General features: G+C 41.6%; 12 protein-coding genes. 6 read left to right on the top strand and 6 right to left on the bottom strand.

What is annotated here, in order from left to right:
* Positions 1–32 precede the first annotated feature (32 nt).
* Positions 33–1,226 carry a Pycsar system effector family protein gene (locus GO009_RS03800; protein WP_163624890.1) on the top strand — a complete coding sequence of 398 codons (1,194 nt, stop codon included), beginning with the start codon at positions 33–35 and terminating at the stop codon, positions 1,224–1,226.
* Between the two features lies 1 nt (position 1,227).
* On the opposite strand, the gene GO009_RS03805 is transcribed toward GO009_RS03800, so the two are convergent.
* Positions 1,228–3,603 carry a GAF domain-containing protein gene (locus GO009_RS03805; RefSeq protein ID WP_163624891.1) on the bottom strand — a complete coding sequence of 792 codons (2,376 nt, stop codon included), beginning with the start codon at positions 3,601–3,603 and terminating at the stop codon, positions 1,228–1,230.
* A 117-nt stretch (positions 3,604–3,720) separates the two neighbouring features.
* Here GO009_RS03805 and GO009_RS03810 point away from each other — a divergent pair, with 117 nt between their 5' ends.
* The 4 genes from GO009_RS03810 to GO009_RS03825 all read left to right on the top strand — a co-directional run bounded on the left by GO009_RS03810 (position 3,721) and on the right by GO009_RS03825 (position 7,754).
* The gene (locus GO009_RS03810; protein ID WP_163624892.1) at positions 3,721–4,617 is read left to right on the top strand and encodes a metallophosphoesterase; all 897 of its coding nucleotides are present in this window, start codon (positions 3,721–3,723) and stop codon (positions 4,615–4,617) included.
* 2 nt (positions 4,618–4,619) lie between these two features.
* Complete coding sequence (locus GO009_RS03815; protein WP_163624893.1) at positions 4,620–5,783, top strand: AraC family transcriptional regulator; 1,164 nt, start codon at positions 4,620–4,622, stop codon at positions 5,781–5,783.
* Between the two features lie 90 nt (positions 5,784–5,873).
* On the top strand, positions 5,874–7,016 hold the full coding sequence (locus tag GO009_RS03820) for an acyltransferase family protein (protein WP_163624894.1): 1,143 nt from the start codon (positions 5,874–5,876) through the stop codon (positions 7,014–7,016).
* A gap of 75 nt (positions 7,017–7,091) precedes the next feature.
* On the top strand, positions 7,092–7,754 hold the full coding sequence (locus GO009_RS03825; protein ID WP_163624895.1) for a hypothetical protein: 663 nt from the start codon (positions 7,092–7,094) through the stop codon (positions 7,752–7,754).
* Positions 7,755–7,762: 8 nt separating this feature from the next.
* Here the strand turns inward: GO009_RS03825 and GO009_RS03830 are convergent, their stop codons facing one another.
* The gene (locus GO009_RS03830) at positions 7,763–9,931 is read right to left on the bottom strand and encodes an acylase (protein ID WP_163624896.1); all 2,169 of its coding nucleotides are present in this window, start codon (positions 9,929–9,931) and stop codon (positions 7,763–7,765) included.
* Positions 9,932–9,982: 51 nt separating this feature from the next.
* Positions 9,983–11,020, bottom strand: coding sequence for a YgcG family protein (locus GO009_RS03835; protein WP_163624897.1), 1,038 nt, complete (start codon positions 11,018–11,020; stop codon positions 9,983–9,985).
* Positions 11,021–11,139: 119 nt separating this feature from the next.
* Between GO009_RS03835 and GO009_RS03840 the strand changes: the two genes are divergently transcribed.
* Positions 11,140–12,876, top strand: a complete 1,737-nt coding sequence (locus tag GO009_RS03840; protein WP_163624898.1) for an ABC transporter ATP-binding protein — start codon at positions 11,140–11,142, stop codon at positions 12,874–12,876.
* Here the strand turns inward: GO009_RS03840 and GO009_RS03845 are convergent.
* From GO009_RS03845 to GO009_RS03855, 3 genes are all read right to left on the bottom strand, one after another.
* Entirely contained in the window at positions 12,873–13,205 is a 333-nt protein-coding gene (locus GO009_RS03845; protein WP_163624899.1) for a 2Fe-2S iron-sulfur cluster-binding protein, read from the bottom strand. The genes GO009_RS03840 and GO009_RS03845 overlap by 4 nt on opposite strands.
* A 54-nt stretch (positions 13,206–13,259) precedes the next feature.
* Positions 13,260–14,318 (bottom strand): NAD(P)/FAD-dependent oxidoreductase, encoded by a 1,059-nt coding sequence (locus tag GO009_RS03850; protein ID WP_163624900.1) that lies wholly within the window; start codon positions 14,316–14,318, stop codon positions 13,260–13,262.
* Positions 14,319–14,381: 63 nt separating this feature from the next.
* Positions 14,382–14,618 carry a NifU family protein gene (locus GO009_RS03855; RefSeq protein WP_041801799.1) on the bottom strand — a complete coding sequence of 79 codons (237 nt, stop codon included), beginning with the start codon at positions 14,616–14,618 and terminating at the stop codon, positions 14,382–14,384.
* Between the last annotated feature and the right edge of the window lie 7 nt (positions 14,619–14,625).

Here is a 14,625-nt window from a genome sequence, read left to right on the forward strand (position 1 = left end):
TTTTGTAATTTGGACGTTCCTAATATGGAACTATGTCGGAAATTGTTGAAAAAACCAAACACTTCGTTTCTAAACTGTTAACGGAAGAGCTCGATTCAAGGTTCTTGTACCACAACTTGCGACATACCCAAAGAGTAGTCAAAAGTACTAAAGAATTGCTCAATTATTACAACCTGGATGAAGCAGAGAACGAAAGATTGTTACTTGCTGCCTGGTTCCACGATGTTGGTCATATCAAGGGTTGGGAAAATCATGAGGAAAATAGTTGTGAAATTGCCAGGGATTTTCTTGGTAAAAATGACTACGACCCCGAAGGCATTGAGCAAGTATGCTCGCTGATCATGGTCACCAATATGTGCAACGAGCCCACCAACCTTATGGAAGGTATTATCCGTGATGCAGATATATCCCATTTTGCAAAAAAAAGCTACTGGGAAACCACGGATTTTTTAAAGGAAGAACTCAGAGAACTGGGGATTGCTGATTATTCAGCTAAAGAATGGCGGGACAAGAACATTAAAATGTTCCGAACAAAACATAATTTTTTTACCGATTATGCCAAGGAGAATTGGGAGGAAGGAAAGCAACAGAATCTAAAAAAGCTCCTAAAGGAGAAGAAGGAAGAGAAAAAAATTGCCAAAAAAGAAGCTTTAAAGGCAAAATACAAAAGTGAGAGCCCGGACAGAAGTGTACAGACTTTGTACAGGGTAACTTTAAGGAACCATCTTAAGTTGAGTGATATTGCCGACACCAAAGCGAACATATTGCTGTCCGTAAATGCCATCATTATTTCGTTGGTGCTGGCCAATTTGCTCACCAAACTGGACAACCCATCCAACACCTACATGATTTACCCCACATTTATTTTGATCGCCTTCAGCGTTGCATCCATGGTGTTGTCCGTTTTGGCGACAAGGCCCAATATTACCAGCGGTAAGTTTACCAAAGAGGATGTGGAGAAAAAACGGGTAAACCTATTGTTCTTTGGAAATTTCCATAAAATGGAACTGGAAGAATACGAGTGGGCGCTCCAAGAGCTTATCAAGGACAAAGAGTATGTCTATTCTTCCCTCACCAAAGACCTGTATTACTTAGGTGTTGTCCTAAATAGAAAATATAAGATACTGCGTATTACCTACAATATTTTCATGTTTGGCATTATAATTTCGGTAATCGCTTTTGGAATTGCCTTCCGATTCTTTGGTCCTGAAAGATTGGTTTTTTGATTTAGGCACTCAATTCCTTCATCAAATCATCGTAGGTGTAGGTACGCTCGGATTTTTTATCTTTTTGATATAAAATCTCTGCCCTGATTGCCTTTAAACCTGATACGCCCTGTACACCCTCCAGCTCTACAATTTCGATATTGTTTGTAAAATACCCTTTTGCCTTTAAAAAGCTGATGTAACGCATATACTCTTTTTCATCCTTGCGCTGTGAGTATACAATGGCAAGTTTGCCTTTTTGCGTAAGGCGTTCATTGGTGCCTTTGATGAAGGACTTGTCTATACGTTTTTTAATGACTTCGTATCTGGCATTGTAGGTACCATCAACATCAAAACGCTTTTCGTCCATTCTAAACCTGATAGCCAACGAGGTGCTATATACCAAAACCAATGATGCCACATCCAACTTAACCGGTAGGTGTGGTTTTAGGCTGTAATATTTGTTCTCCATTTCGCACATTACCTGGAGCTGCCACAACCTTAGGTTGCTCAAGAAAAGTTCGTTGAACTCCTTATCCTTGGTTATGGATTTTCCGATATACATATTGTGTTCCACACCATCGGTTTTGTAACGCTCAAAATAGTGTGGGAACATCTCTTGGGCTTCTTCTTGTCTTTTGTCCAGAAGAGCTGCGAGTTTCATGTTGGCCTCCATTACACTGTTGTCGTAGTTTCTACGATGGTCATAATAGCTTTCGGTGGCCTTATCAATTTTCTCGCTATATTTTTCCAATAGACCGGCGATTTCGACATCTTCTTTTTGAAGATGGTTGAAAACAGGGTCCACTTCTTCTTTCACAAAATCAAAAACGGCCTGTTCGGTGTGGGTGAACAGGGCTTCTTTTACCTCGCTCAAATAGTTGTTTACCCGGAACATTAACTCCTCGTAAATGGGTAGCTTGTATTTTTTTAAGGCGACTTCTAAAATGTCATTCACCTCGGAAAGTTGGATCATCAAATCCCTTTGAATGGCAAGGTTACGTTCTTGCGCAGAGTCTTTGACATCAATCTGGCCATATAAAGGATACACATCCTTGAAAACAATCTCCTTGAAGACAGGTTCGTTGCCCGCCAGTTCGTCTGCCATAAAACGTTTGGCCTCTTCTTGGAACTTCCAATACACGGATGGGTGTACGGAGGTACATTCGTGCTGGATAACGGCATCGATCAAGTTCTCCTCTTCCTCAATGGTACGCATTACAGCAGCAACAATGTATGGCATTACATCATCCAGCTTGTTTGCATTAACGCTGTTGAGCTCGTTCACCTTGCCGGATATTAGCTCCAATACCCCCAATAAATTTCCATTTACAGCAATCGGGGCCAAAATAGCACTCTTAATGCCCTGTTCCATCAAGCTTTTATAGGGCTGAATCTCTCCTTTTGATTCTTCAAAATATTTTTCAACATTGGATATGGCAAAGTATTTGTTCTCTTTGAACAACTTTTCGTGGGTATAATTACAAAAGGTACAATCACAATCTTCCATATCCTTGCCATTGAGGATGTAACTTTCCATCCCCTTGCCATATATCTTAAAAAAGCGGTTGGCACCAGAATCGTACCCCGAAAAACCCACTTTTATATCGCTAAGATTAAAAAATGATCTAAAGGTATCTTCAAAACTCTCCATAAAAGTCGCATTTCCCCTTTGGGTGCGACCAATCAAGGTTGATTTAATTTCCGATACGGAATGCTCCGCAGTAACATCGAACATATTGGATATTACAAAACCCTTGGCAATGAAACTGTTCGGTGGTATTTTCTCTTTCCACAAATCCAAGTTGTAAAAATTATCCAACAACTCATCTACATCATCTTGGGTGATTTCCTTGGCTTTTTCTGTGGGGATAATTTCCATGAAATCCGCATTGTACAGAATCCTGTACCTGCGCATCACACCATTGGTATCCGGTATATCGTAGAAGAAGGGGCGCTTAAAGTCCAATTTATAACCGTAATAAAACTGTAGTATTACAGCACACCTCATAATGTAATCGAACTCCCTGGGAATATTGGTTATTGCCAAATCAAAATCCTCACCGGCATCTGCCAATATCTGACGAAAACGCTCCGATGAATTGAACACCAAGTTCTCAAAAGGGGTAGAGGCCGTTTTAATTTCATTTTTTGTCAAAATCGGGGCAAAAGAATCCTCCAAGATTACTCGAATCACATCCTTATGCTTTTCCAATAAGGACAAATCGGTAAAACCATCCCTTAACTCTGGGTATGGGGCCTGCGTATCCAACACATATTTTGCCCTTTCGGCAATATGCGGATTGGAGCTTTCCAATTGCTCATCGTAATGCTCCAACAACTTATTGAAACTTACCAGTTGAACCAGAGGGCTTTCCGAATTTGGGTTGTGCTTCATACCCTTGTTAGTCGAGGTTTAGCCTGTAAAGTTACAAAAAGTAAAAATGCGGGGCCATTAATGGATATCTTTATGGACAAATCGTCATTTTTAAGGATATTTAGCAAAAACTTTTTCATGTCCTCTTCTACCCGATTAGACCGAGCTTACAAAAACGCGAAGACCATTTCGTTCGATGAGGATTCCAAGTTTATTTTTTTTAGTGATTGTCATCGCGGGGACAACAGTTTTGCAGATGATTTTGCCAATAACCGGAACATTTACTTCCACGCACTGAACCATTACTACCGTGAGGGTTTTCATTACATTGAACTGGGCGATGGTGACGAACTCTGGGAAAATATAAGCTTTGACTCGATCATTGAAGCGCATAAAAACGTGTACCAACTTTTGCGAAGGTTCCATTTGGAGAAACGTCTCCACATGCTATGGGGCAACCACGATATGGTGTATCGGGATCCTGATTTTGTGGCCAAACATCTTTCGCATTATTTTGAGCCTATTGATGGCTCGGACAAAGAACTTTTTGAAGACATCACTTACCACGAAGCCCTTATTTTAAAGCATTCGGTTACTGGACAGGAAATTTTTTGTGTTCACGGCCACCAAGCGGACTGGTGGAACTATGTGTGTTGGCGTATTGGCAGGTTTTTGGTACGGGTTTTATGGAAACCGCTCCAAGTCGTAGGCATTGCCGACCCTACAAGTCCTGCTAAAAATTACAAGGAGCTCATCCGTATTGAAAAGCGCATAAAACGATGGATCCTAAAAAAGGACTTACTCATCACCCTTGCGGGACACACGCATAGGCCACGCTTTCCCGAACCGGGCCAAATTCCCTTTTTTAACGATGGTAGCTGTGTTCATCCAAGGAGCATTACGGGTATTGAGATTGAAAAGGGCAAAATCTCCCTCATCAAGTGGCATATTGACACCAAACCCGATGGTACCCTCCAAATTGTAAGGGTTTTATTGGAAGGACCGGAGAAACTATCAGATTACATCTTCCCTTGAACATGGAAAACCTTGACACCATACTTGATCAAATTCCTATTAGGCACGACCTTGCATCGCACATTATGCTTTTGGGCATTGTTCAAGGTTTTTTCTTGACTCTAGTTATTTTTTTGAGGGCTAAACGGAAATCGGCCATCAATTTGTTTGGCTGGTCGCTTTTGATACAATGTCTGGTTTTTTTGGATGTCTACCTCTGTTACACGGGACTCATTAAACATATAATCCACCTGAATGATTCTACCGAATTTTTAGTGCTCCTCATCACCCCTACCCTTTATTTTTTCCTGTATACTTTGTTGGAACGAAAGCCCATCACCCTAAAAAAACATTGGCCCCATTTTGTTTTGCCTGTATTGTATGTCGTTTCACAAGTCAACTATTATTTGGGCCCGATTCAGGTAAAACTCAACGCCTATTTGGGCGCTTATCACCGAAATCTGGGTTTTGTGGACATTCCTGGAAACATGAATTATTCCTACCACTTTATCAAAGATCAGTTTAGGTGGTTGGTACTTTTTAGTTTTGCATTTTACTTGGCGCTGTCCCTTTTATTGGTGATAAAAACTAGAAAGCGGGGGTGGACGTCGCCCAAAAACATAAAAGTGGACAAGTATATTTTTTCCAGGAATACGGTTGCTTTTTTTATGGTGTTGATGCTGACCCTACTTTTCATTTTTCTAAATTACGAAGACGATGGTGGCGATCATTTTATTGGTATCGTGCAGACGGTCACCATTTTTATCACTTCCTTTTTTATGCTGTCGGAATCCCGCTTTTTTGAAAAATCTTGGATTGCCGATAAATATGAGACCCTCGCCAGCAATTCCATCAAGTTTGAAACCATTGAAAGTTTTATATCCGAATCCCAGTACTATGCACATCAAAATATAAGTTTAAAAAAAGTGGCTGAGGAACTGGACACCAACAGCAATATTGTTTCCAAATTGATCAATTCCGAAACAGGGACCAATTTCAACGACTACATCAACCAAAAAAGAATTGCATTGGCCCAAAAAAGATTATTGGATGATGCATTTAAACAGCTTACGGTGGAGGCCATTGGGCAATCCGTAGGGTTCAAATCCAAATCCACCTTTTACAATGCTTTTAAAAAGCATGCTGGGCAATCGCCTTCCGCATTTATGAAGCAAAAAGGAGTGTAATTTCTCCATAATTGCAATTCAGGACGTTTCCCGAACAAAAAAACCACATTGTTTTATCGGCACTTTTCATCTTTGGAAAAAATTTTTAGGATGAAAACTACCATCAGGCGTTACGATTTGGATTGGCTACGGGTCATTGTGTTCGCGCTTTTAATATTTTATCATGTAGGAATGTTTTTTGTACCGTGGGGCTGGCATGTAAAAAACAACGAAATATACGATTGGCTTCGCTGGCCCATGTTGTTCTTGAACCAATGGCGCTTGCCCATACTTTTTGTGATATCCGGTATGGGAACCTACTACGCTTTGGGCAAAAGAAGCATGGGCAAATTTGTGTGGGAACGTTTTCTCCGTTTGGGAATTCCCTTAGTTGTCGGTATGGTTTTGATTGTACCGCCACAAGTGTATTTTGAACGACTGGTCGAGGGTACGTTTTCAGGTTCGTACTGGGAATATTTTACCACCGTTGCTTTTGATGGCCTCTACCCCGAAGGTAATTTGAGCTGGCACCACCTTTGGTTTTTACCCTATCTCTTGGTCTTTTCGTGGGTTTTGGCACCCCTTTTCGTTTATTTAAGAAAACATAAAACCCGTTTTATTGAATGGGTCAAACATTTGATTCAAAAAACATGGGGCATTTATCTATTTGTAATACCACTTTATCTTGTTGAATCCTTGGTGGAACCCTTTTTCCCGATTACACATGCCTTGGTAGATGATTGGTTCAACTTCACATTCAGTATAATCCTGTTCTTTTATGGCTTTGTTCTAATTGCCACAGGTGATGTTTTTTGGCAAACATTGGTCAAAGTGAAGAAAAAAACACTGACTTTAGGGGTGATGTGTTTTTTCGGTCAGGTAATTATCTGGTTGTTTTTTGAAGATGGTTACGTAATCCATTTTACGGAAGCCCTTTTAAAAGTGGTGAATATATGGTCTTGGATATTGGTACTCTTCGCGTATGCCGCCAAATACCTGAACAAGCCCAGCAAAGGAATCGCCTATGCGAACAGGGCCGTTTATCCCTTCTACATTTTACACCAGACCATTACCGTTGGCATTGCTTACTATTTGATGAACCTGGATTGGGGATTGGCACCTAAAACATTTGTATTGGTGGTCGGGACATTTGGCATTAGTTGGCTCATCTACGACCTCATTATTTTAAGGATTCCTTTGTTGCATCCGCTATTTGGTTTAAAAGGAAAGAGCAAAAGAAAGCCTGCAGATTAACGATTTAACTTCAATTTATAATGCTGATGGCAAGGTATTTGCTAAATTTATATTTGGATTATTGCCTTTGTTGCCATGAAAAAGAGAATTTTTGTTTTATTTGGGGTCATTCTTTTCACCTTGCCCATGTTCGCACAGGGCGACTTGCCCACCACGCGACCATTGAAGATTGGCGACAACAATAAGCTCGATGTAAAAGCAAGCAACCAAGGTACTTTACTTCGTATGCCTTCGGTACTGGATGAAAACCTAACCTCCAAAAATGAAAAACCCGGCGTCAAAATGTTGCCGGACAGGGAACTTTTGCAAGCGGGTCACGATATGGTAATCGACCCTAAAGTGATGGAAAAAAGGGAAAAAGGTGCCAACGAACATTTTGGCGATCAATATTTGGGCGACTTCAAAACCACTGCTAAATTTGTGGGCATCGTTGCAAGGGACCACGAATATGTGGATGGCGACCGCATCAAAATTTATGTAAATGGAGAAGCCGTAGAATACAATATGCTCTTATCGGGCTCCTACAAAGGCATCAACTTGGATTTAGTGGAAGGCTTTAACCGTGTAGAGTTTGAAGCCCTCAACCAAGGGTCTTCAGGTCCAAACACAGCACAAGTGGTGGTAACAGATGATAAAGGTGTGGTTATCCACAACAACCGCTGGAACCTTTCCACTGGTTCCAAAGCCAGTCTCATTATTGTTAAGGAAGAGGACAGCGGTATAGAAAAGAGCAATTAAAACTTCCCTTAATATTTCTCTCCGGGCGAATATGTCACTTTCGCGCGTTTTAGCACATCCTCTTTGTAATACGCGGCATCTTTAAATTCCATATCGGCGTAGCGTTGTGCCTGGTCATTAAAATGTGGTGACTCAGGGTCTCCGCTCTGTCCACCCGCTAGCATCGTCTTGGCCTTTACTTTATCACCAAATTCCACTGCTGCTACAAAACTGTTGCCACGGGTACCATAAATCTTTTTGGTATTGTTATCGTACCGTGCACCATAAGCCGCGAGTGCGCCCCATCGTCCACTTGCAAAACCAATAGGAATGCTAGGTTTTTCATCATCAAAAGCTTGGCGAATATCCCCATTTAAACGTTGGTAGCGGTTTACTTCGCCCCAAGGCATTTTCCATGTTCCGAAATCGGTTTCCAATCTATCCAATGTTTCTTTTAGAAAGCTTAATTTTTTCTGATTGTCCCAAGCATCTCCCCAATATGCTACCCATTGCATGGAATACATCCCTTCAGGTCTTTCTGCTTTTGAATAACATAAAGTGCCATAATAATGCGCCAAGGTCATGGCAATGGATTCTTTTGATGTTGTATAATCCCAGTTCCGTAAAACTTCAATGGCTTCTTTTAATTCAGGGGTTGGATTTGCATCATACGCTCTCACCAACCCGGGAATCAATGCCTCAAAAGCGGGCAAATAAGAATCATGGGCCAGTTCTATAAGTCCATCCAAGGTGTAACCACTTCTTCCCGTTAACAATTTGATGGCATGTACCCCCCTAAAGTTTTCTTGGTCTCGCGACATGTATTTTGGGTAATCTTTCCGTTTAGGGCTATATTCCAAAGCCGAAGTGTACGGGGTTGAGTTACAATTTTGAATCCAGCCATTTTCTGGGTTCAGCACCAAAATATTCTCGTCCACGGTGTGCAATCCTTGCCAATCCGTTTTGGGGTTGCTCCCATCCACGGGTTCGGTATAATCAAATATAGTGTCTCGTTTTGGCACAAAATTTCCGTGGAAATAGGCAATGTTTCCTTCGGCATCTGCATACACGGTATTGTTGGATGAATTGGTTCGAATATCCATCATCTCCCTAAAAACAACATAACCATCCTGTTTGGTTCGGATATAGGATTGTTCCAATGCCTTTATGGGTTCCCACATCATAGCCGAAGCCGTCCATTGGTCATCTACCTGATGGGTGATCGGTCCGTGATGTGTTCTGTACATCGGGAAGGTTTTCTCTTTTAGACTTTCGCCATCTTTGTACTTCAAGGTTACTTTGCTGGAATCCACGGGGCGCAATTCCTCTCCATATTGATAAAATAGTTTTCCATCATTTTTAACAATGGTCTCCTTGAACTCATCCATCACATCGGTATAGGTTGATGTATGCATCCACCCCGTTTTTTCGTTGAAGCCCTGATACACAAAAAACTGACCCCAAGTGACGGCGCCGTATGCATTCAACCCTTCTTCGCTCACCACATGCACCTCTCCTCTAAAATAAAATGAGGTGTGCGGATTGATCAAAAGCATAGCATTACCTGACTCGGTCAAATCCCCTGAAATGGCAATTCCATTGGAGCCTTGTGGTTCGGCCATTTCCTCTTCCTTCTTGAGTTGAAGGGCTTCCATTTTGGGCAATTCCATCCCGCTTTCGTAAAAACTTCTGATTTTTCGCGTGGAAATACGCTCAATATCCCCTCCTATGGAACCTTCACTAAAATACATGGACATCCAGGGTTCAAAACGGGTCAAAAGTTTGGGTTTCACCTCGGGATGGGTGTGTAGATAATAATTGATGCCATCCGCAAAGGCATCACAAAGTTCTTTTAACCATTCTGGACTTTTTTCATAATTGGCCTTGGCCTCTTCTTCCGTCATAAACAGTTTTGCGCGCAAATCACTATACAGCGCATCTTCTCCTTCAACTTCGGCCAAACGACCTGTGGCCCAGATATAATTTTGCTCTACACGGTTAAAATCATCCTCGCATTGAGCATACAACAATCCAAAAACAGCATCAGCATCGGTTTTTCCGTAAATGTGCGGCACTCCAAAATCATCTCGGATAATTGTTATGTTTTCAGCCTGTGCTTCCCATTTTTCAACTTCGGATCGAGGGTGTTCGGAACAGGATAAAAACAATAAAAGTATGGCAAGGATTGTAATTCTCATCTCGGGGATTGGTTTAGTTGGTTTTGTGAAAATACGGCAAATCAAAAACATTTACCAACTTCCGCTGGCTCCACCACCACCAGAACTTCCTCCACCACCGGAAAAACTACTGGACGAACCTCCACTAGAACTTGAACCGAAGGAATGGCTCCCTGAGGATGAAAAGGTCTTGCTCATATAATCTTTATCGGATTTAAAAAATGATAGTTTAAAATCTTCGTTGCCTTTTTTCCTGATTTTTATTATGACCAATATGATGGTTAGACAAACAAAAGCGGCAAAAACAAAGAGCACCCAAGTAAAATCTTTGACCAATCCACTAAACAAGTCATCAAAACCAAGCAATAGTGCCATAAAAAATAGTGGCATTCCTATAAAAACCAATCCAAAAATTAGGGGAAGCATCATAAAAGCGGCCATTAATATACCTTTAACTACCGCTAACTTTCCTATAAACATACCACGTATGATCTCGATAAGAGTGGAGTAGCCCTTATAAAGAACAAATCCTCCCGCTGCAATAAACATCAATAAAAACAAGCCTATTACCACCAACATCCACCATGGCATTTCGTTTTCCTTCTCAATCTCCTTTTTAAACTCTTTCAAGGCTTCTGGATTGTTCAAAAATTCAATGATTTGGTCCGTGGCACCATCCAATCCGCTGAAGTAATCTTCTTCCTTAAATCTGGGAATCATGGTATTTCGGATAATCCGAGAAGCGACAGCATCTGTTATATAAGGTTCCAGACCGTACCCGACCTCAATGCGGACTTCCCTATCCAATTTTGAAAAAAGGATAAGAATACCATTGTCCTTCCCTTCCTGCCCCAATTTATTTTGGTTGAAGACCTCAAGGGCGTACTGTTCAATGGTTTCGTTACCCAACTCATCTATCGTCAAAACCACCAATTGGTTGGTAGTCTCCGATTCAAATTGATAAAGTTTGGTTCGAAACGCCTCAAGTTGTGGCTGGGTAAATATCTTGGCATTGTCCGTAACAATTTCAGTCAATTTTGGATATTCCCTTTGGGCAAAGCACATGGAGAAAATCAAAAACAAAAGACCGAACAATTTCGCTTTTAGCATAATCCTTTCAAAATTTGAGCATTTAAATATAGCATTTGTAATCTTGCCAAGTACAGAAGCTCTTCAATTAGGTGTCCTCTTAAATTGCCGTAACTTGCAACTTCTTTTGAAAAATTGTTATGCCAGAAAAAAAAGTTAGCATCCTCACCGCTTTTAAAACCATTATTTGGCCAAAACGTAAACTCGTTTTTTTGGGTCTATTTCTGATTGCCATTAGCAAAGCTGCCAGTTTTGTTGCGCCCATTGCTTCCAAATACCTTATAGACGATGTTATCGTTAATAAGGACGTGGATATGCTCAAATATTTGGTCGCTGGAGTAATGTTGGCCATTCTTGTACAGGCGGTCACCTCCTTCTTATTGACCAAGATTTTAAGCGTACAGGCCCAATATTTAATTTCTGAACTTAGGGCACAGGTCCAAAAAAAAGTGCTTGCCCTTCCCGTGCGCTTTTTCGACAATGCCAAGTCGGGAGCCTTGGTTTCCCGAATTATGTCGGATGTTGAGGGAGTCCGAAATTTAATCGGCACTGGGCTGGTGCAACTGGTGGGAGGAATTATTACTGCGGTTGTTTCCTTGACTTTGCTTATGGATATCAGCGTTTTTATGACGCTTTTCACCTTTATTCCATTGACCATTTTTGCCATAATTGCCTTAAAGGCCTTTAAGATAATTCGGCCCATTTTTAGGAATCGGGGTAAAATAAATGCCGAGGTAAAAGGTAGATTGACGGAGACTTTGGGAGGCATACGTGTTATAAAAGGGTTTAATGCCGAAAAACAGGAAGAAGAAGTGTTTGAAGTAGGTGTGGAACGCTTATACGAAAATGTAAAAAAGAGTCTCACCACTACCGCTTTTATGACGAGTTCGTCCACCTTTTTGCTAGGGGTAGCGACCACAAGTGTAATGGGTTTTGGCGGGTATAAAATTATCCACGATACCCTTACCGTAGGTGAATTTGTGGAGTTTACCGTGTTATTGGGGCTTATGATTGCCCCGATCGTGCAAATGAGCAGTGTTGGGAGTCAATTAACGGAAGCTTTGGCGGGTCTGGACCGCACCGAAGAATTAATGAATTTAAACGAAGAGTCGGACGAGGAAAACCGTACCATTTTATTGGACGAAGTAGTTGGAAGTATGTCTTTCTCCAATGTCTCTTTTTCTTATGAGGAAGACAAGCAAGTATTGCACAACATTAGTTTTGATGTAGCACCTGGGCAGGTTATCGCTCTGGTGGGGAGTTCTGGTTCGGGAAAATCAACGATTGCCGGTTTGGCTGCCAGTTTTTTAAATCCCGATTCGGGGACCATTACCATTGATGGGCATGATCTCTCCAAAGTGAATTTGAACAGTTTTAGACAACATTTGGGCGTGGTGCTGCAAGATGATTTCTTGTTTGAAGGCACTATTCGCGAAAACATACTTTTTCCACGACCCGATGCCAGTGAGGAGAAATTGCTCGAAGCTGTAAAGGCGGCCTACGTAAATGAATTTACCGACCGTTTTGACAAAGGTTTGGATACCTTGATCGGGGAACGTGGCGTTAAACTTTCGGGAGGACAACGCCAGCGTATTGCCATTGCAAGAGCTATTTTGGCAAATCCAAAGATTTTGATTTTGGACGAGGCCACCTCAAGTTTGGACACGGAATCCGAGGCACTTATCCAAAAAAGTTTGGGGGAACTTACCAAGGGTAGGACCACTTTTGTGATAGCTCACCGATTGAGCACCATCCGCAAGGCGGACCAAATTTTAGTGATTGAAAACGGCCATATTCTGGAACAGGGCACACACGAAAAATTGATTGCTTCCGAAGGAAGATATTACAACCTGTTTACTTACCAAGCGAGAATCTAAGCCTCTTCCGGGGCCAACTCCACCTCTAGGCCATCCAAATCCTCGGTAATATGGATTTGGCAACCCAAACGGCTGTTATCCTTTACAAAAAAGGCTTCGGCCAGCATGGCTTCTTCATCATCCGACTTTTCGGGTAATTGATGATTGGATTTTACGTAGCATTGGCAAGAAGCGCACATGGCCATACCGCCACAAATCCCAATGGTTCCCTCCGGGGCAAGTTCATAGGAACGCACTACCTCCATCAGGTTCATATTCATATCGGTCGGGGCGTCTACCTCGTGTAGTTCGCCGTCTCGGTCTATAATCTTTAACTTGATATCGCTCATAATCTTTCTAGAGATACTTCCTAAAGTCCTCAAGGGGACAGTTTCACTTAATAATCAATCTATTGCCTTAACTACTGCTTTTGGTGCTTCTTTTTTACTTCCGTCAAATCCTGTAACGCCACCAACGGTGGTATATTTCATTACGTATTTCTTATCTGGATATATCTTTTGATAGGCACTTTGGCACATCAATGTAGCTTCATGGAAACCGCACAGGATCAGTTTTAATTTGCCTGGATAAGTGTTGACATCACCAATGGCATAAATACCGGGAATGTTGGTCTGGTAATCCAAGGAATTATTCACCTTGATGGCATTTTTTTCTATCTCCAATCCCCAGTTGGAAATTGGACCCAACTTTGGAGACAATCCGAACAACGGGATAAAATCATCAATCTCCACATCGGTTTCTTCAGAGGTAGATGTGTTTTTTACGGTCACTTTCTCCAGGTAATCTTTCCCTTTTAGAGCTACTACCTCGGCGGGGGTCATCAAATTGATTTTTCCCTCATTTTTGAGCTGTTGTACCTTCTCAACGGAATCCAAAGCACCTCTAAATTCATTTCTGCGGTGTACCAAGGTTACTTCTTTGGCAATATCGGCCAAAAAGATGGACCAGTCCAAAGCGGAATCGCCTCCACCGGCAATCAACACTTTTTTGCCTCGGTATATTTCGGGCTCTTTGATCATGTAAGCCACGCCATTATCTTCATACTTCTCCAAGTTTTCCAACAACGGTTTTCTTGGCTCAAAACTACCAAGTCCACCTGCAATGGCTACTACGGGAGCGTGATGTTTGGTTCCTTTGTTTGTTGTTACTATAAAGGAGCCATCATCCAGTTTTTCAATGGTCTCTGCCCGCTCTCCCAAGGTAAAACCCGGCTGGAACGGTTTGATTTGTTCCATTAGATTATCCACCAAATCGCCCGCCAGTACTTCAGGGAATCCAGGAATGTCGTAAATGGGTTTTTTGGGGTATATTTCTGCACATTGACCACCAGCTTGTGGCAATGCATCTATTAAATGACATTTGAGTTGTAAAAGGCCTGCTTCAAAAACAGCAAAGAGACCCGTAGGTCCCGCTCCAATTATCAGAATATCTGTTTTGATCATATATTAGGGGTTTTGGCATGCAACTTAGTACTTGCCTAAAAAAAGATTTATGATAATAATCAGTTAGCTGATATTGATTACCTCTTCAATTTGGGGTGCATACTTTTTAATGGTCATTTCTACGCCACTCTTCAGTGTCATTTGGTTCACGGTACAACCAATACAGTTGCCTTCCAAACGCACTTTTACGGTATTGTCTTCAATGGAAATCAAAGTAATATCTCCCCCATCGCTCTGTAAAAACGGACGTATCTCTTCCAACGCCTTTTCTACATTGCTCCTTGTTTCTTCTGATGTCATTGTTGTC

The organism is Allomuricauda sp. TY007 (assembly GCF_010468565.1).
GTDB lineage: Bacteria > Bacteroidota > Bacteroidia > Flavobacteriales > Flavobacteriaceae > Flagellimonas.